Source organism: Streptococcus suis (assembly GCF_029616525.1).
Taxonomy (GTDB): Bacteria; Bacillota; Bacilli; order Lactobacillales; family Streptococcaceae; genus Streptococcus; species Streptococcus suis_AF.
Window position 1 is genome coordinate 94887 of the sequence record NZ_JANFME010000004.1, and the last position, 18929, is coordinate 113815.

Annotated in this window: 22 protein-coding genes; 13 read left to right on the plus strand and 9 right to left on the minus strand. The window is 42.0% G+C overall.

All coding sequences use genetic code 11. The annotated features are described in order from the left end of the window. The first annotated feature begins 53 nt into the window (after positions 1–53). Positions 54–368: a DUF3270 domain-containing protein gene (locus NOL38_RS02875; RefSeq protein ID WP_002938687.1), complete on the plus strand. Its 315-nt coding sequence runs from the start codon at positions 54–56 to the stop codon at positions 366–368. A 21-nt stretch (positions 369–389) separates the two neighbouring features. On the opposite strand, the gene nmlR is transcribed toward NOL38_RS02875, so the two are convergent. From nmlR to NOL38_RS02890, 3 genes are all read right to left on the minus strand, one after another. Next, positions 390–800, minus strand: a complete 411-nt coding sequence (gene nmlR / locus NOL38_RS02880) for a stress response transcriptional regulator NmlR (RefSeq protein WP_002942889.1) — start codon at positions 798–800, stop codon at positions 390–392. A 99-nt stretch (positions 801–899) separates the two neighbouring features. Further along, positions 900–1364 (minus strand): DUF8821 family protein, encoded by a 465-nt coding sequence (locus tag NOL38_RS02885; protein WP_277941313.1) that lies wholly within the window; start codon positions 1362–1364, stop codon positions 900–902. An 87-nt stretch (positions 1365–1451) separates the two neighbouring features. Continuing rightward, positions 1452–2387: a manganese-dependent inorganic pyrophosphatase gene (locus NOL38_RS02890; RefSeq protein ID WP_277941314.1), complete on the minus strand. Its 936-nt coding sequence runs from the start codon at positions 2385–2387 to the stop codon at positions 1452–1454. 137 nt (positions 2388–2524) lie between these two features. On the opposite strand from NOL38_RS02890, the gene NOL38_RS02895 reads away from it, so the two are divergent. Then, complete coding sequence (locus NOL38_RS02895; RefSeq protein WP_277941315.1) at positions 2525–4222, plus strand: M3 family oligoendopeptidase; 1698 nt, start codon at positions 2525–2527, stop codon at positions 4220–4222. 28 nt (positions 4223–4250) lie between these two features. Here NOL38_RS02895 and NOL38_RS02900 read toward each other — a convergent pair whose 3' ends face one another. Then, positions 4251–4598 carry a winged helix-turn-helix transcriptional regulator gene (locus NOL38_RS02900; RefSeq protein WP_277941316.1) on the minus strand — a complete coding sequence of 116 codons (348 nt, stop codon included), beginning with the start codon at positions 4596–4598 and terminating at the stop codon, positions 4251–4253. A 247-nt stretch (positions 4599–4845) separates the two neighbouring features. Between NOL38_RS02900 and NOL38_RS02905 the strand changes: the two genes are divergently transcribed. The 6 genes from NOL38_RS02905 to NOL38_RS02930 all read left to right on the plus strand — a co-directional run bounded on the left by NOL38_RS02905 (position 4846) and on the right by NOL38_RS02930 (position 9129). Then, positions 4846–5385, plus strand: a complete 540-nt coding sequence (locus NOL38_RS02905; RefSeq protein WP_172064268.1) for an NADPH-dependent FMN reductase — start codon at positions 4846–4848, stop codon at positions 5383–5385. 167 nt (positions 5386–5552) lie between these two features. Next, positions 5553–6173, plus strand: a complete 621-nt coding sequence (locus tag NOL38_RS02910; RefSeq protein ID WP_172081149.1) for a thioredoxin domain-containing protein — start codon at positions 5553–5555, stop codon at positions 6171–6173. A gap of 15 nt (positions 6174–6188) precedes the next feature. Then, complete coding sequence (locus tag NOL38_RS02915; protein WP_277941317.1) at positions 6189–7007, plus strand: MBL fold metallo-hydrolase; 819 nt, start codon at positions 6189–6191, stop codon at positions 7005–7007. A gap of 3 nt (positions 7008–7010) precedes the next feature. Further along, positions 7011–7412, plus strand: a complete 402-nt coding sequence (locus tag NOL38_RS02920) for a nuclear transport factor 2 family protein (RefSeq protein WP_172004800.1) — start codon at positions 7011–7013, stop codon at positions 7410–7412. 101 nt (positions 7413–7513) lie between these two features. Further along, entirely contained in the window at positions 7514–8356 is an 843-nt protein-coding gene (locus NOL38_RS02925; RefSeq protein WP_277941318.1) for a VOC family protein, read from the plus strand. A gap of 26 nt (positions 8357–8382) precedes the next feature. Then, entirely contained in the window at positions 8383–9129 is a 747-nt protein-coding gene (locus tag NOL38_RS02930; protein WP_277941319.1) for a class A sortase, read from the plus strand. 188 nt (positions 9130–9317) lie between these two features. Here the strand turns inward: NOL38_RS02930 and NOL38_RS02935 are convergent, their stop codons facing one another. The 3 genes from NOL38_RS02935 to NOL38_RS02945 all read right to left on the minus strand — a co-directional run bounded on the left by NOL38_RS02935 (position 9318) and on the right by NOL38_RS02945 (position 12726). After that, positions 9318–10460, minus strand: a complete 1143-nt coding sequence (locus tag NOL38_RS02935) for a glycoside hydrolase family 3 protein (protein ID WP_277941320.1) — start codon at positions 10458–10460, stop codon at positions 9318–9320. Positions 10461–10480: 20 nt separating this feature from the next. Continuing rightward, positions 10481–11272, minus strand: coding sequence for a pyruvate formate-lyase-activating protein (pflA, locus tag NOL38_RS02940; protein WP_277941321.1), 792 nt, complete (start codon positions 11270–11272; stop codon positions 10481–10483). 116 nt (positions 11273–11388) lie between these two features. Continuing rightward, on the minus strand, positions 11389–12726 hold the full coding sequence (locus NOL38_RS02945) for a hemolysin family protein (protein ID WP_002942867.1): 1338 nt from the start codon (positions 12724–12726) through the stop codon (positions 11389–11391). Between the two features lie 132 nt (positions 12727–12858). On the opposite strand from NOL38_RS02945, the gene NOL38_RS02950 reads away from it, so the two are divergent. Further along, positions 12859–13638: an ABC transporter ATP-binding protein gene (locus NOL38_RS02950; protein WP_277941322.1), complete on the plus strand. Its 780-nt coding sequence runs from the start codon at positions 12859–12861 to the stop codon at positions 13636–13638. Between the two features lie 15 nt (positions 13639–13653). Here NOL38_RS02950 and mnmM read toward each other — a convergent pair whose 3' ends face one another. Then, the gene (gene mnmM / locus NOL38_RS02955) at positions 13654–14208 is read right to left on the minus strand and encodes a tRNA 5-(aminomethyl)-2-thiouridylate-methyltransferase MnmM (protein WP_105142921.1); all 555 of its coding nucleotides are present in this window, start codon (positions 14206–14208) and stop codon (positions 13654–13656) included. Between the two features lie 9 nt (positions 14209–14217). Further along, positions 14218–14736 (minus strand): TetR/AcrR family transcriptional regulator, encoded by a 519-nt coding sequence (locus NOL38_RS02960; RefSeq protein ID WP_024378110.1) that lies wholly within the window; start codon positions 14734–14736, stop codon positions 14218–14220. Positions 14737–14857: 121 nt separating this feature from the next. Between NOL38_RS02960 and NOL38_RS02965 the strand changes: the two genes are divergently transcribed. The 4 genes from NOL38_RS02965 to nadE all read left to right on the plus strand — a co-directional run bounded on the left by NOL38_RS02965 (position 14858) and on the right by nadE (position 18777). Beyond that, positions 14858–15676, plus strand: a complete 819-nt coding sequence (locus NOL38_RS02965; RefSeq protein ID WP_277941323.1) for a cation diffusion facilitator family transporter — start codon at positions 14858–14860, stop codon at positions 15674–15676. A gap of 51 nt (positions 15677–15727) precedes the next feature. Next, positions 15728–16372, plus strand: coding sequence for a prepilin peptidase (locus tag NOL38_RS02970; protein WP_024414003.1), 645 nt, complete (start codon positions 15728–15730; stop codon positions 16370–16372). Positions 16373–16479: 107 nt separating this feature from the next. Continuing rightward, entirely contained in the window at positions 16480–17940 is a 1461-nt protein-coding gene (locus tag NOL38_RS02975) for a nicotinate phosphoribosyltransferase (protein ID WP_277941324.1), read from the plus strand. A gap of 12 nt (positions 17941–17952) precedes the next feature. Next, positions 17953–18777, plus strand: coding sequence for an NAD(+) synthase (gene nadE, locus NOL38_RS02980; protein ID WP_277941325.1), 825 nt, complete (start codon positions 17953–17955; stop codon positions 18775–18777). The last annotated feature ends 152 nt before the right edge of the window (positions 18778–18929 follow it).

An 18929-nucleotide genomic window follows, 5' to 3' on the forward strand; every position in this document is an offset into this window, starting at 1 on the left:
ATAAAATTTCAGCAATGTTATGGTATTCTTTAAGGAGCAGAAAAGGAGACGATATGGCATTGAGACACTATCAGTCCCATGAGTACCAGTACGAAGAGTATATCCCGAAAGAGAAAAAGGCTAATTTTCAAACCTATCAGGCAAAAAATACCAATAAAGAACGTCTAAAGGAATTGTTGTTTTTTGTTAATATCGCATTTTTTAGTTTGATAACAGTCATCGCTAGTTATGTCTATCTATCCGTAGGCATTCCTGTTTTTGTTGCCATCATATTGGCAAGTGCGACGGGTTTTCTTGGACTACGTTTGGTTCAAATTGGGCTAAAGAAGAAATTTAAACCCAAACAAGTTATAAGAAAAAATGAATAATGAAGTATAAAGGCAGAGAAGTTATCCTCTGCCTTTTTTGAATGAACTACCGCCGTCTGTGAACAATTGATTCTCTGCACCTCTTAATATAGTCTGGTAATTTTCTATTTTATAATCTAAACGATCTAGAGCTTGCTGAATTTCCGACAAGCGTGACCGCAGTTCTTCCTGTTCCTCTTTTAGTAAATCAATCCGAGCTTCCACTGTACTATCTCCTGCCTGCACCAAGCCCATATACTCAATCAAGCGCTCAATAGACATACCAGCACTCCTAAAACAGCGGATAAATTCCAAAATGGCTACATCACTTTCCGAAAAGTTCCTTACTCCAGAAGATTTTCTTGCAATTTTGGGAATAAGCCCTATCCGCTCATAGTAGCGAATGGTATCTGCTGATAGACCTGTTACATCACTAACTTCTTTGATATTCATTCCAGGCTCCTTTCTTTGTTTTCGCTTATTATACACCTTGAAGTCCACTCCAGGTCAAGTCATTATTTAAAAAATCTGGGTTTCCCCAGATTTGCCATCCTATAAATACTCGCCCTTGACAACAAAGAAGGTGCCGCGGATTTCGCCTGCCAGTTTGGAGCGTTGGCGGGCAAACTTGAATTTGCCTTCAAATTCTTTGGGAATGTCAATGCCGTCTGACAATTTGAATCCGACAGCTCGTTTACCTCCTTCTTCCAGCGTATAGAGGACATTGACAGCCAGACCATTGTCATAAAAGACAAAGGACCAGAGAATGCCACCTACTTCAAGCTGGGCTACGTTAAGCGGGGTATATGGAAAGTTCATGTCCCGCTCTGCCAAGACCTTCTCGATGAAGGGCAGGATTTCAGGCTTCTCTTCTGGTGTATAGACCACGAACTCCTGCTTGTATTTGTTCCAGAAATAGCGGGCTTCATTGGCACGCAGACCTGCCAAGACTTCTGCGACTGGACTAGTTTCTAAACCTGTCGTTTCGACTTCTTTGAAATTTACTGTATAAGACATGATTTTCCTTTCAATAAAGAAAGCACCCGAAGGTGCTAGATAAGGCCTTCCTACCTACTTCAGGTTCGAGGTGGGTAGAAAAATTCATTAGGCGTTGAAAGCATCTGTCAATTGTGGCACCACTTGTTTCTTACGTGAAACGGCACCTGCAAGGAAAGCGTGGTTGTTTTCCAACTTGAAGTTGAAGGCCGCTTCCACCTTGTCCATGTTGCTACCGAGCGCAAGGATTTCAGAGTTTGAGTTAACGATGTCTGTAATCATGAGGACAAAGTCAGAATAGCCATTTGCTACTGATGCTGCTGTCATAGCGGCTTCGATTTCTGCTTGGCGTTCCAAGACTTCTGCAATGTCCACTGTGTTGACTTGGGCTACACGCACGTCATTTCCATTCAATCCGAATGTTTTTGCATCGATGTCAATCAATTCTTCTGCCGACTTGCTGGCAAGGTTGGTTCCTGCTTTCAAGAGTACCAAGCCGTATTCTTCCAAGTTCACACCAGCAATTTCAGCCAAATCAGCTGCTACTTGTGGATCTGTTGCGTGAGTGGTTGGTGATTTGAGCAAGAGCGTATCTGAAATCAAGCCTGACAAGAGGAGGCCTGCTACTTCTTTTGGAGGCGTCACACCATTTTCTTTGAAGGCACGATAAACGATTGAAGATGCTGAACCTACTGGCTCCAAACGCATGTACAATGGGTTTGCAGTTTCAAAGTTTGCGACACGGTGGTGGTCGATAACAGCTGCCACTTCCACTTCCTTGATGTCTGCAATTGATTGTTGGAATTCATTGTGGTCAGTCAAGATGACTTGGCTAACGCCTTCTGCCTTAGCAGACTCGACCACGCGCGGTGCAGTAACACCAAAATAGTCAAGCGCAAACGCTGTTTCTTCATTTGGCGTTCCAAGTGCAACTGCTTCCGCATCACGACCAAACACTTCACGCTCCAAGTGAGCCCAGCCGTACGATGATGCAATGGCATCTGTATCAGGATTTTGGTGACCAAAAACTAAAAATTTAGACATGTCTACAACCTCATTTTTCTAATAATCTCCTACATTTTACCATAAATAGAAAGACTTGTGAACATGGACGGGTCGGGATTTGCCAAACGTTTTCAAAAAGAGTAAGATAGAAGGTAGCAATACAAAAGGAGAAACATATGAAATTTTCAGACTATACCTATGTCCGTCCCGATTATGAAGCTATCAAGGCTCAATTTACTGACCTGACCGACCAGTTGGCTCAGGCAAGTGACTTGGAAACAACTCGTACACTTGTGGCAGCTGTTACAAAATTACTCAACTTGGTCGATACCCAGTACAACCTCTGGATGATCCGTCATACTATCGACATGAACGATGAGTTCTACAATGAAGAAACCAAGTTTTGGAATGAATATTCGCCACTTTTTGAAGAATTGACCACCAACTACTACCGTGTCATTGTCCAGACGCCTTATAAGGAAGAGTTGTCAGATATCTTGCCTAAAACCTTCTTCATGCAGGCCGAAAACAAGCTCAAAACCTTCTCATCAGCTGTGATTCCTTTGTTCCAAAAGGAAAATGAATTGACGGATGAGTACAGCAAACTGATTGCTGGAGCAGAGATTGATTTCCAAGGTCAGACCTACAATCTGGCACAAATGGGGCCATTCGGTCAATCAACTGACCGCGAGGTCCGCAAGGCTGCTTCTGCTGCTACAACTGCCTTCTTTGAAAGCAAGGAAGCTGATTTTGACCGTGTTTACGATGAATTAGTAAAAGTCCGCACAGAAATCGCCCACAAACTCGGCTTCAAGGACTATGTGGAATACGGCTACCTCAAGATGAACCGTTTCGACTATAATCGTGACATGGTCAAGGTTTACCGTGAGGAAATCCTCAAGCATATCGTACCGATTGTGCAGAATCTTCGTGAACGCCAAGCCAAACGCTTGCAAGTTCCAAGCCTGAAACACTACGACCTCAATCTTGAGTTCTTAGACGGCAATGCGGTCCCACAAGGTGACCCTGATTTTATCGTCAGCCAAGCCCAAGACATGTACCGCGAATTGTCCGCAGAAACAGGCGAGTTCTTCGATTTCATGATTGAGCATGAACTCTTGGACTTGGTTGCAAAACCAGGCAAAAACAGCGGTGGCTACTGTACCTATATCCCTGACTTCAAGAGCCCATTCATCTTCTCCAACTTCAACGGAACCAGCGGTGATATTGATGTCTTGACTCACGAAGCAGGTCACGCCTTCCAAGTCTATCGTTCGCGTTGGATTCAAAGTCCAGAAGTTGTTTGGCCAACCTATGAAACCTGTGAAATCCACTCCATGTCTATGGAATTTATGACGTGGCCATGGATGGACCGTTTCTTCAAGGAACAGGTGGATAAGTACAAGTTTACCCACTTGGCAAGTGCCCTTCTCTTCTTACCTTACGGTGTCTTGGTGGACCACTTCCAGCACGAAGTCTATGAACGCCCAGAGATGACACCAGCAGAACGTAAGGCGACTTGGAAAAAACTCCAAGAGCTCTACTTGCCAGACCGCGATTATTCTGAGTCAGAAGCCCTCAACCGTGGTATCTTCTGGTACCGTCAGGGGCATATCTTTGCCAGCCCATTCTATTACATCGACTATACCTTAGCTCAAGTCTGCGCCCTCCAATTCTGGAAACGCACGCAGGTGGATCACGATGAAAATGCTTGGGAAGACTACATCCGCATCTGTGATTTGGGTGGCACCAAGTCTTTCTTGCAAGTGGTTGAAGCCGCAAACCTCCAATCACCATTCAAAGAAGGTGCCCTCGAAAGCACCGCCAAAGCTGCTGCTAGCTGGCTAGACGCTGTTAAGGATGACGAACTATAAAAGACAAAAATCTGAATGAGATATGAACTCATTCAGATTTTTTTGCTTTGACAAATTCGATGTACTTATCCCCAAAAACTTCAATTTGCTCCAAAACCAACTTAAATTCCTGACCAATCTCGCTCAGTTCATATTCTACTCTTGGCGGAACCTGTGCATAAACCTTCCGAGTGATTAAACCATCATCTTCCAGCTGACGCAACTGCTTGGTCAGAGTTGCTTGGGAAATCCCTGTCAATCGACGGTGCATTTCATTAAACCGAATGGGACCTTCTTCGATATGATGTAGTAATAAGATACTCCATTTCCCAGATAAGACACTCTGAGTGGTCACATAAGGACACTCTGGCACGGTATGAGATGTAAATGTTGGCATTATTTCTCCTTTATTTTCCTTTGATATTATTCATTACTTCACAAAAAGATAGTGACTATTTAAAAAAATCGTACTTGTTTTATTTTTAGTACCTGTTACAATAATACCATAAACTGCGAGAGCAGGAAAGTATTTTCTCAAAAGGAGCGATACAATGATTATCCATTGCACTATATAATACAAAGGAGTACCTATGTCACTAATCTCAGTTTTCAAAAATATATTTACAAAAAAGGAAGAAAAAAACATGAAAAACATTCTATTTATCGTCGGTTCACTACGTGAAGGTTCATTCAACCACCAAATGGCTAAACAGGCTGAAAGCATCTTAGAAGGTCAAGCAACTGTATCTTATCTTAACTATAAAGAAATCCCGCTTATGAATCAAGACCTTGAAACACCAGTCTTGCCTGCTGTCCAAGCTGCACGCGATGCGATTATGGCTGCAGATGCTATCTGGATTTTCTCACCAGTTTACAACTTTGCTATTCCAGGTACTATGAAGAACTTGATTGACTGGCTCAGCCGTGCCCTAGACTTGTCAGAAACACGTGGCCCATCTGCACTACAAGACAAAATCGTTACTGTATCATCTGTTGCCAATGCTGGACACGAGCCAATGTTCGCTAGCTACCATGCACTCCTACCATTTGTTCGCATGCAAGTCGTTGGTGAGTTTACAGGTACAACTGTCAATCCAGAAGCATGGGGAACTGGACAGTTGGTATTGTCAGAGGAAGCCATCGCTGGTCTGCAAGCGCAAGCTCAGGCTTTGTTAGAAGCTTAGATTCTACAGGTCAATATACATCCTTCTATGATTTTTATCGAGTTGAAGATGATAAAATTGCAGAACTCTGGGATGTTGTTGTACCAATCGAGGAAGATTCCAAAGCTGCCAATAGCAATGGTAAATTCTAATCAAAAACCAAGAAAATAAGATGAAAGAAAAATAAAATGAAACTATATTACATCATCGATGCTTATTGTGGTTGGACCTACGGCTTTAACCACATTTTCACAAAATTCATGCAAGACCATCCCGACATAGAAATAGAGGTCATTAACGGAGGCTTGTTTGTCGGAGATAACAAAAAGAAAATGGTTGATTTCCAGCAGGCACAGACCATCAACAAACAAATCGAAAGCTATTACCAAATGTCTTTTGGCGATAACTACAATCAATTGTTTAAGGATAAGGACTTTACCATGGACTCCCTTGGTCCTGCTAGAGCCTACTCAGTCTTGAAAAACTATGTTGAGACACCTAACCATGCTCAGCTAACATTAGACATTCAAGCCTTATTTTTTGAAGATGGGTTAGACCTCAGTCAAGCAGACAGTTACACCAGCCTAATTGGTAGCTATCAGTTACCTACAAAGGCTATGGAAGAACTATCAAGCATCTTGAATCAACCAGAAAATCTACACCCAGACTTTATCAAGGCTTATGAAATGGGGGTAACCTCTTTCCCAACCTTGTTACTTGAAAAAGACGGGAACTTCTTTAATCTTATCAATAAAGTTCGCACAGTAGACGATTTGGAAAAAAATTTCCAAGCAGCTATTACGCAATAGAAAGGACAACTATTTATGGAAAAACATTATAAGCTACAAAATGGAACAGAATTACACATCTTTACAAATGACGAATCAAGTTTTATGGTTACGGCGACCTTAATCATTAAAAATGGCAAGGCTCTCCTTGTAGGTTCAGGGTTTAAACAATCAGAAGGAGAGCGAATTGTTCGCTATCTACAAGACGCGCAACTGACATTAGAAAAAATCTTTATCATTCAAGGGGATCCAGACTATTATTTTGCTCTTGAGCCTATCAAAAAATCATTCCCAGAAGCCATTGTCTATGCAACGTCTTATGTTATCGACCATATTTTAAAAACAGTATCAAAAAAATTACAGGTATGGGGAGACTCTTTAGGTGACCAAGCTCCTAAAAATATTATTTTACCAGCACTCATTCAAGAGTCTACATTAGAATTTGAAGGTGATAAATGGGAATTTTTCGGTAGTGAACCAAGTCAAATCAATCTTTGGAATGCAGAAACCAAAACCATTATTGGCGGTATCAATACCTTTAATCAAATTCACCTCTTCTTAGCAGATTCACAAACTACCGAGCAATTGAAAGCCTGGCAAGATCGATTAAAAGATATGAAGGCACTGGATGCCTCTCTCATTATTCCAGGTCATGCAGATAGTGAAAGTTCATTTGATTCTCAAGCACTTGATTTTTCTATCGCCTATATTGAAGTAGCAATCAAATTAAAAAAAGAAGTCAAAGACTCAGCTACTTTTATCGCTAAAATGAAAGAAAAATTCCCTAATCTTCGTAACGAGGCAGTCTTAGAATTGAGTGCTAAAGTCTTAACCGGTGAAATGCCATGGGGGTAATGTATGTCAAACAATCAATTATATAAAAATATTTTAGAAGAAACTTATCTAGCTACTGCTCAAGGTCGAATAGAAGATTTCAAGAGCCATTTGGCTGCTGATGTCTCTTGGACAGAAGCTGCAGGCTTTCCCTATGCTGGTACCTATATCGGTCCAGATGCAGTGATTGAAAACGTCCATGCAAGACTAGGTTCTGAATGGACCAATTATAGTGCCACACCTGTTGATTACGCCTTTTCAGGAAACCGTGTCATGGTTTATGGCTACTACAAGGGGACCTACAACCTTACTGAGAAATCCTTTCAAGCAGACTTTGTCCATATTTACGATTTTAATGCTGAAAATAGAATTACACACTTTATCCAAATCGTAGATAGCGCACTTGTTGAGAAAGCTATGAGATAAAAATCAATTTTCAAAAGTCTATTCGTCACACATTACTTCACCAAAAGATACTAAGCAACTCGAAAATTCCTATAAATTGTATCAGAAAGCCAGGTATTCCTATGTACAATTCCCAATTTGAACTTGGCCTAGTTGCCCTCAATGTTCGCAATCTGGAACTCCAAAGCCTGTTTTACCAGCAGGTATTAGGACTTCAGATTCTCTCCCAGAGTTCAACTCAGATTGATCTTGGCGTTGGAAAAACCACCCTTGTCCGCCTGATTCAAACAGAGCAGAAAGGCGAAGTCAGCCACAGCTACGGACTCTACCACTTGGCTATTGTCCTACCTAGCCGAGAGGACTTAGGCACCATTTTCCGCCACTTTATCGACAACAAAGTTCCCCTCCAAGGCGCCAGCGACCACGGTTACAGCGAAGCCATTTACCTAGCCGACACCGAGGGCAATGGCATCGAGATTTACCGCGACCTGCCTCAAGACACTTGGGATGTCCGCCCGGACAGCCGCATCGTCGGCATTACTGAACCTATGGATGCAGAAACGATCTATTCTTTAGGGAAAAAAGCTAACGCAGCCTATCAGATGCCAGCTGGCAGTCGCATGGGTCATGTCCATCTATCTGTCCGAGAAAGCGCTGCTTCTAGCCGATTTTACCAAGAAGTCCTAGCTGTCGAGGATAAATTCTCCGTCCCATCTGCAGCCTGGCTAGCCTCAGGCGACTACCATCACCACCTAGCTGTCAACGAATGGGGTGGAAAACATCTCCAAACACGAATAGAAGGTATGCCAGGACTTGCCTACTACACAGTCATCTACTCTAGCCCAGCAGATTTTGAAGCAACCCTAGAACGTGCCACAGCTGCAAACTTAAAGGTAGAAAGAATGAATAGTTCTGCAGCCTTTGTCGATGTGGATGGTATAAAAACACATTTCAAATTAGAATAACTTACATAGAAAGAAGAAGCATCTACATGTCACATGGAAATAAAAAGAAAAGAAAAAGTGCACTATTATGGAACTTACTAACCGTGCTACTGGTTATGGTATCGCTAGCCTTAATTTTCAACACATCCATCAGGAATTACATTATCGGCTGGAACACAAATAAATACCAAATTACTAAAGTTTCAGCTGATGATATTGAGAAAAATAAACAAGCAGAAACAACATTTGATTTTGAACAAGTACAGTCTATTTCAACTGAAGATGTTTTGTCAGCACAGTGGGATGACCAACAATTACCAGTAATCGGTGGTGTCTCAATTCCAGAACTCGGCATTAATCTACCAATCTTTAAGGGAGTATCAAATGTTTCCCTAATGTATGGTGCTGGGACTATGAAAGAGAACCAAGAAATGGGGAAAGGAAATTATTCCTTAGCTAGCCATCATATCTTCGGTGTTACCGGTGCAGCAGATGTCCTATTCTCACCATTGGATCGAGCGCAAAATGGAATGAAAATCTATGTAACGGATAAAAATAATGTCTATACCTATGTCATTGACAGTGTAGAAATTGTTTCGCCCGAAAGTGTCTATGTAATTGATGACGTAGAGGGCAGAACAGAAGTTACCTTAGTAACATGTACAGATATTAATGCAACTGAACGTATCATCGTAAAAGGTGTGCTCGAATCAACGACACCATATAATGATACGCCCGAAGATGTTTTAAATTCATTTTCAAAAAGTTATAATCAATATGATTACGGACAATAAGAACAAAAGTTAGAATTAAAGTCCCTTAGTTCCATTTTTGTACTAGAAAAACTACATTTCAGTTCCAAATCTGACCTACTGTAGCATAACCGAACTTCAGTAATAAAAAATACAGACAGTTTCAAGCTGAGCTAAAAATCAGCATAAATCTGTCTGTATTTTTTTGTAAAAATCTATTGTTCCGTATTTTATTGAATCAAACCAAGATCATATTTCATTCCCAAAATCCGTTTGACGGATTGGTTGATCCGTTCCTCTGTGATGGTTCCATTCTTAACTTGTTCTACAATATAAGGAACTTGACTTGCATAACTAGAAGATAAAATCATATCTGTCCCAGCCTGAATGGTCTGCAAGGCACCCGAATTTTGATCAACGAATTGCGATAGACCTAGCATATCAAAATCATCCGTCATTATGACACCCTCAAAACCAAGCTCATTCCGAAGGATTTTATTTATTTCAGGTGAAATGGATGATGGGACATCATCAATGGCAGGTACGATATTGTGACTGACCATAATGGAGTCAGCTCCTGCTTCAATACCAGCCTTAAACGGAAGAAAATCATTAGCCCGTAATTCTTCTAAACTGCGATTGTCATAGACCAAATCCGTATGCGAATCTGCATTGTCCCCATAGCCCGGGAAGTGCTTCAAGGTCGAAGCAAATTGTTCCTCTTTCAACAATGAAACCAATTGACCAATATAGTCTGAGGTGGTTTTCGCATCCTGTCCAATGGTCCTGTCGTAGATAAAAGATGATGGATCGGTGGATAAATCAGCAACTGGGAAGAAGCCAGCATAAATCCCCTCACCTTTTAAAAGACTGGTTTTCTGCTTGGCATCCGACAAAATCGCCTCAATGCCGCCAGATTGGTACAATTCCAAGGGTGATGCAAAAGGTGTTTCCAGAAGTTGACTAATCCGAGTTACCGTCCCACCTTCCTCATCTGAAGCCATTAATAGCGGTACTTTTGAAAGGGATTGATAAGAAGCAATCTCTTCTTTAACCTGCTCCAGTGTCTTACCTTCAAAATCACTTGCAAATAAGATATAGCCCCCAAAATGATAGGTTTCCAATGTCTCAGTTTGTCCTGCAGATGGCATTCGAGCAAAGATCATCTGTCCGACCTTTTCTTCTAAGGTCATCTGATGTAGATAATTTGTAATCACTTTGTCCCTAGCAGATATTTCTTGGCTAGACGATGTCGAAACAACTTTGGTTTGCTCCTTTTGTATTCGAATTCCTAAAAAAAACAAGCCTAGCATAAGCCCAATAAACAAGAGACAAGTGATACTTGTCCCTAACACATTAAATATTTTTCGCATCAATCTCCGACCTCTCACTATTATCCCTTGATTCTATTCAAGTACTCCTGATAGGTCTCTGTCTCCATCAAGGCCTTTGCATTTTCCACTCGAGCCTTCGTTGGGGGCTTGGTCCCCTCTAGTGGATAAGGTCTTCCTAATTCGCGCCACTTAAATTCACCAAGATTGTGATAAGGTAGCACCTCAAAACGCTCCACATTATTCAACGTTTTGACAAATTTTCCCAATTCAATCAAGTCTTCATCTCTGTCCGTCAAGCCAGGCACCAAGACATGGCGAATCCATACAGGCTTGTCGATATCTGATAGGTAACGGGCGCACTCTAAAATAGTCTTATTACTGTGACCTGTAACAATTCGATGCTGATCAGAATTAATCTCTTTAATATCCAAAAGCACCAAATCTGTTACTTCCATCAAGCGATTATATTTTTCCAAATAACGCTCGGTCGAACGGAAAGTTAGAGCACAGGTATCCAAGGTTGTATGGATACCTTTTTCTTTGGCCAAGGTAAAGAGAGCAATCAAAAAGTCTATCTGAATGGTCGCCTCGCCACCAGAAACGGTTATGCCACCTTCCTTGCCCCAAAACATACGAAAACGCAGGGCTTCATTCAAGACATCTTCTGCCGTTCTCTCAGTCGCTGCTGGATTGACAAGATCCCAAGTATCTGGGTTATGGCAATACTGGCAACGCATGTGACAGCCCTGCATAAAGACTACAAAACGTACCCCTGGGCCATCAACCGAACCAAAACTCTCTGTTGAATGAACCAAACCTGTCACTTTACGATAATCAATTTCTGTCATCATCTCATCCTCATCATTTTCTAAGACTAGTATATCACAAAAATGAAAACGCTTCTATCATTTACTTTCTTTCATAACTATCATCTTCCGTAAGAAAAAAGCTAAAAGACTAGGTTGCCCTAGTCCTTATCGGTTTCTTCTTTCTCCAGTGGTGTAATCAAGAGTTTTAATTTTGTTACGCGACCATTTTTTACCTTATCGTTAATAAGAACCAGGTGGTGATCTTTACTATCCACTTCAAAGGAAACTTTCTCGTCTTGACTCGGAATGGTACCGACTCCTGTCAGATAATAACCAGCAATCGTATCAACGTTATCACTTTCCAACTCCATCTCAAAATGCTCATTGAAGTCATTTAAGGTCATATTCCCTTGGACGATATAGGTGTTGTCAGCAATTTCTCGAACAAAAATTTCTGTCTTATCGGTCTCATCATCGATTTCTCCGACAATTTCTTCCAGCAAATCTTCCAAGGTAACGAGACCTGCAACTCCACCATACTCATCTAACAAGATGGCCATTTGATTTTGGGTATTTCGCAATGATGTCAACAAATCATCCACGAAAATCGTTTCAGGAACGAAGAGAGGCTCCTGCATAATTCGGCGGATGTTGAGATTGTCAAAGCCATTACTGAAAGCTTCTGACAAGATTTTCTTGGTATGAATCAGACCAATGATATTGTCCTTATCGCCATCATAAACAGGGATACGTGAAAAATTCTGCTTGAGGATAGCTGCCATGATGGTTGCTGTATCATCCTCAATATCCACCATGAAAGCATCCGTACGGGGAACCATTACTTCACGTGCCATCAGCTCATCTAAAGAGAACACACCTTGAAGCATTTCGATTTCTTCGGCATCTAAGGTTTTCTCACTCTTTGTCAAAATATATTCAATTTCATCCCGTGTCATTTGCTCATCCGCATCATCAAAATTCATAGGAGTAATACGGCTGATAAGATTCGTTGCAGCTGATAATAACCACACGAACGGACTAACAATTTTTCCAAGGAAAATAATCACTGGTGCAGTGACTACCGCCAGATTTTCCTTCATATTCATGGCAATCCGCTTAGGATACAATTCGCCAAGAACGATTGAAACGAAGGTCAACATAGCCAGTGCAAGCCAGTATCCTGCGGTTTGCGCTGTTGTTGAATTCCCCATCCATTTGGCAAATACAGCTCCCAAATCATTAGCCAAGCTGGCACCTGAAAGGATGGAGATGAAGGTAATACCGACCTGAATGGTTGATAGAAAATTGTTAGGATTCTCTAAAACTTGAAGCAAGCGAATATATTTCTTCTCACCGTCTGCGGCCTTTTGTTCCACTCGAGAACGATTGAGGGATACAAGGGCCATTTCTGAGGCTGAAAAGAAGGCATTGAACAGAGTCAATAAGAATAAAATTAACAGTTGTAAATAGATGGTCTGACTACCAGGGTCTTCCATGATGTTCTCCTATAATAAAATTTATAACATTCCCATTATACCACAAATTCTAAAATTTAACATATTTCTTGTTATAAATAGTCCCTCATGTCTGTTTATGTTACAATAATCAAAAGGAATAGGAGAGTAACTATGATTATTTCGATGAAGAATGTTCACTATAAACGACAAGGTAAAACTATTTTAGAAGACATCAACTGGGAATTTAGAAAAGGCGAGCGTTGGGCTATTTTAGGACTCAACGGGGCTGGAAAGTCAACTCTACTTCGCATTTTAATGGCTGAATTTTGGAAGACATCTGGTGACCTGACTGTTCTTGGAGTGGAGTTTGGTAAGGGAGATATCCCTAGCCTACGCACTAAGATTGGGAGTGTTGGTTCTTTCCTTGCCGAACGCTTTCCCATTGATTTGACAGCTGAGCAGATTGTCCTGACTGGAAAGTACAAATCCTCCATCCTCTACCGTGAATACGGTCAAACTGAATTGGATGAAGCCATAGACATGCTCAAAACCATTAAGGCTGAACACTTGATTGGTCGGACCTATGCTAGTTTGTCACAGGGCGAACGCCAACTCCTGCTCATTGCCCGCAGTTTGATGGAAGAGCCAGCTATTTTGATTTTGGACGAGGCTACTGTGGGCTTAGACCTTTTGGCTCGCGAACGCCTGCTCCACCACATCGACTATATCTGCCAACTCCCAACGGCTCCTGCCATTATCTACGTCACCCATCACGCCGAAGAAATCACTGATAATTTCACCCATGTCCTCCTGCTCAAAGATGGCATGGTCTTGGCACAGGGACCCAAAGAAGACATCCTGACACCTGAACTCCTCAGCGATTTTTATGGCAATCAGGTGGAATTGATTGACTTGGGTGAGGGAAGATTGTTCATTAAGCCCATATTATAACAAACAAATCCAGCCCTAGTTTGAGCTGGATTTTAATCGTTCCACCATGACCAAAAACGGTGGGGTATTGACTTGGTTGAGCGGTTTGTAGAGCATGGTGGTAAAGACAGTCTGGTCTAACTGGCTGATAAAGTCTAAGACTGCATCTTTCTCAAGAGCTCCACCCTCATGACCATAATAAATCATGATAGCCAAGCGACCTCCAACCACCAGTCTGTCAAGAACTTTTTCAATAGCTTGAAGGGTGGTTGCAGGCAGGGTAATAACTGACTTATCCGCCGAAGGAAGATAGCCCAGATTGAAAATTGCTGCCTTGCATTCCTCCACATACTTGTCTAGGTTTTCGTGCCCTGTCAAAACCAATTGGGCATTGGTCAAGCCAGCTTTTTCTAGTTTTTCAGCCGTTGTGGCCAGGGCTTGTTCCTGAATATCAAAGGCCACAACTTTTCCTGCTCGTTGGGCTAAAAATAGCGTGTCATGACCATTTCCCATCGTCGCATCGACCGCTAGGTCCTGGTCTGTTAAAATCTCATCTAAAAAGGCATGGGCCATGTGTAAAGGTCTAAGCATTTTCACTCCTTAAGCTAATAATCTTACATAATATTCGGTCAAGGTGGCTTCGTCCACCTTTTTGCGTTGCTGCAACCACCAGCTGACCGTCTCCACAAAAGTGGTCACAACAAAATGCACCAGCAAATCCTCTGGAAGATTCCCCTTGTCCTGCATGTAGTCTTCAACCACTTTTGGAAAAATGTCGTGTTTCAGCTCCGCTTCCAGTTCTCTTAGAAAATAGGCATTGCGGGACAATAAAAGGCTGGCAACTCGGTCTTGATTGGTCCGAAAGTGTTTGAAAATATGGGCCAACAAAGTCTTCACATCCGCATCTTCACGACCTGTAAATAAGTGGTGAAAGAGGTCATGACAAAGTTCTTCCAAAAGAGCCTCTTTACTGGCATAGTGGGCATAGAAAGTGGAACGCCCCACATCTGCCAGGTCAATAACATCCTGCACGCGCATGTCATCATAACCTTTATCATTTAATAAGGTCAAAAAAGCCTGAAAAATAGCTCTTTTTGTTTTTGCAATTCGTCTATCCATTTTTCGTACATTTCAAACAATTTGTTCAGAAAAAGACAAACCGTTTCTCTTGTTTCTAGTTTTTTGGCTCATTACAGTACATAATAAACCTATAAACAGTATAACACAGAAAGGGAATCTCATGTCATCTTCTAAAAATACATTTATCGCTTTTCTCCTCAATCTCAGCTTTTCTATCATCGAGTTTATCTTTGGCTGGCTCTTTGGTTCCAGCGCCATCTTAGCAGATGCTGTTCATGATTTGGGTGACGCCCTCGCCATCGGAAGCTCTGCCATCATGCAAACCTATGCCAATAAACCTGCTGACAAGTTCTATCCTTTTGGCTACAAGAGATGGAATATTTTGGCTGCTCTCTTGACTTCCAGCATTCTGATTATCGGCTCCAGCTTGATCCTTGTAGAAAACATTCCCAATCTTTTCCATCCCCAGCCTGTCAATCAGGATGGGATGCTGATACTTGGGATTATCGCTGTCATCATCAATTTCTTTGCTTCTCGTATTGTAAAAAATGGCCATAGCCATAATGAATCCATTCTCAGCTTACACTTTTTAGAGGATATTTTGGGATGGCTGGCGGTCATCCTTGTTTCCATCATTCTTCAATTCACTGATTGGTACTTTCTAGACCCATTACTCTCACTCGGTATTGCTATCTTCATCCTCTCCAAAGCCCTGCCAAAAGCTTGGAACAATGTTAAGATTTTACTTGAAACCAGTCCGCAAGGAGTAAATCTTGAAGAAGTTAAAGGAGTCCTCCTGGCTCTTGAAAATGTTCACGAAATCACTCAACTGAATGTCTGGACCATGGATGGATATGAACATTGTGCGACTGTGACGGTCAAACTGACAAATCCTGCTGTAGCAGACAAGACCAAAGCAAAAATACGGAATTCTCTTATCACCTTCGGTATTATCCAAAGCACCATCGAAATTTTGTAAAAAATTTTAAAAAACCGCACATTTTCCCTGCCCAAATACGAATAAATAGGTATGAAGACAATTATCTTATTTTTCCTTGGAGCTTCTATCGGCTCCTTCCTGGGATTGGTCATCGACCGTTTCCCTGAACAGCCCATTATCGCCCCCTCTAGTCACTGCAATGCCTGCAAGCGACGGCTCAAGGCCTGGGACTTAATTCCAGTCCTATCCCAGCTTTCAACAAAATCCAAATGCCGTTACTGCAAGGCGAAGATACCTTATTGGTATCTGGGACTAGAATTCTTAGCTGGTCTAGTTGTCCTGCTCTGCCATTTTCAAATCCTAAACCTAACCGAAACCATTCTCATCTTGGCAGGACTAGTTTTGACCATTTACGACATCAAACATCAGGAATATCCTTTTGCTGTCTGGCTTGTTTTTACTTTTATAGCTCTGGTACTCTCCCAGCTCAACTGGCTCTTCTGTGGCTTTTTACTCTTGGCCTATCTAACCGAAAAATGGCAGATTAATATTGGTTCTGGTGATTTTCTCTATCTGGCAAGTTTGGCCTTAATATGTGGATTTACAGAACTCCTCTGGATTATCCAGATTAGTTCCCTCCTAGGGCTTCTTGTCTTCGCCATTTTCAAACCCAAGTCTATTCCCTACGTACCACTCCTTTTTCTTTCAAGTATTCCTATCATTCTGTGCATCTAAATCGAGTTTTTCTCGATTTTTTTGTTATAATAGAAGGCATATTAGAGTTCAACTCCATCAAAATAATTGGAGTGCCTTCTTGATTGGAAGGCAAAAGGAGAAACGTTATGACACTATTTAAGGATGACAGTTTAACCCTGCATACCGACCTTTATCAAATCAATATGATGCAGGTCTATTTTGACCAAAACATCCACAATAAACACGCTGTATTCGAAGTCTATTTCCGTTCACAACCTTTTAAAAATGGCTACGCTGTATTTGCCGGTTTGGAACGCGTTGTAAACTACCTCAACAATCTCAGCTTTAGCCAGACAGATATTGACTATCTGACAGAACTGGGTTATCCGCAGGATTTCCTTGATTACTTGTCCCAATTGGAAATGACTCTCACTGTCCGTTCGGCTAAGGAGGGCGACCTAGTCTACGCTAACGAACCTATTCTTCAAATCGAAGGACCATTGGCACAATGCCAACTAATCGAAACTGCCCTCTTAAACATCGTCAACTACCAAACCCTGATTGCCACAAAAGCTCGCCGTATCAAGGCTGTCATTGAAGATGAGCCCTTGATGGAATTTGGCACTCGCCGTGCCCAAGAAATGGATGCTGCTATCTGGGGGACTCGAGCAGCCTTTATTGGTGGAGCATCTGCGACTTCCAATGTTCGAGCTGGCAAAATCTTCGGCATCCCTGTCGCTGGTACCCATGCCCACGCCTTGGTTCAAACATACGGAGATGATTACAAGGCTTTCAAAGCCTACGCTGAAACCCATCATGACTGTGTCTTCCTCGTTGATACCTATGATACGCTTCGTATTGGTGTTCCAGCAGCCATCAAGGTTGCCAAAGAAATGGGAGATAAGATTAACTTCAAAGGGGTTCGGATTGATTCAGGCGATATGGCCTATATTTCCAAGAAAGTTCGTCAGCAATTAGATGATGCAGGTTTTACAGATGCGAAGATTTACGCATCTAATGACCTGGATGAAAATACCATCCTCAACCTTAAAATGCAAAAGGCAAAAATTGATGTCTGGGGAGTTGGTACCAAACTCATCACCGCCTACGACCAGCCTGCCTTGGGCGCTGTCTACAAGATTGTATCCATCGAAGATGAAGATGGAAATATGCGTGACACCATCAAGCTGTCTTCTAATGCGGAAAAAGTCTCCACTCCTGGTAAGAAACAGGTTTGGCGCATCACCTCCAAAGAAAAAGGAAAATCAGAAGGGGACTACATCACCTTTGCGGACACTGACGTCACACAGATGGATAATATCTATATGTTCCATCCAACTTACACCTACATCAATAAAACCATCGAGAACTTTGATGCACGTCCTCTCCTAGTTCCTATTTTCGAAAAAGGAAAACAGGTCTATGAACTTCCAAGCCTAGCGGAAATTCAAACCTATGCCAATCAAGAATTTGACAAGCTCTGGGATGAATACAAACGTGTGCTCAACCCACAGCTCTATCCAGTCGACTTGGCACAAGATGTTTGGGATAATAAGATGAACATCATCAATCGTATTCGCAAACAAACTCAGACCAAATCCATCTAAGAAAGGTATGTTATGACCCTACAGGAAACAATCATCAAAGAATTAGGTGTCAAGCCAAGCATTGACCCCAAAGAAGAAATCCGTCGCTCCATCGACTTTCTCAAAGACTACCTGAAAAAACACCCATTTTTGAAAACCTACGTTTTGGGAATTTCGGGTGGACAAGACTCGACCTTGGCTGGTCGTTTGACCCAGCTGACTATGGAAGAAATGCGGACGGAAACAGGTGACGATTCTTATCAATTTATCGCTATCCGCCTCCCTTACGGTGTGCAAGCTGACGAGTCCGACGCCCAAGCAGCCCTAGCCTTTATTCAACCAGATGTCAGCTTAACCATCAACATCAAGGAAGCTACCGATGCTATGGTGGCGGCTGTCAATGCAAATGGACTTTCTATGTCTGATTTTAATAAGGGAAATGCTAAAGCCCGCATGCGCATGATTGCCCAATACGCTATCGCTGGAGAACGCAAGGGGGCGGTTATCGGAACCGACCATGCAGCTGAAAATATCACTGGTTTCTTTACCAAGCACGGCGACGGCGGTGCAGATATTCTCCCCCTCTTCCGCCTCAACAAACGCCAAGGAAAACAGCTTCTAGCTGAACTGGGGGCAGATGAAAAGCTCTACCTCAAAGTTCCTACTGCAGACTTGGAAGAAGACAAACCTGGCCTTGCTGACGAAGTCGCACTTGGTGTTACCTATGACCAAATCGACGACTATCTCGAAGGCAAAACCATCGACCCTCAAGCCCAAACCATTATCGAAGGATGGTGGAACAAAACTGCTCACAAACGCCACCTGCCAATTACTATTTTTGATGACTTTTGGAAATAATACTCTTCGAAAATCAAAATCAGATGTTGTTGACTTGATTTGATGACCTAAAAGCTCCTGTGGAGGTTTTCAGCCTGTTCCCTTGAAATATAAAAAGAACAGTATTTTATCTACATCATATCGATACGAACTAGGTTCGCTCTATCTCCAAC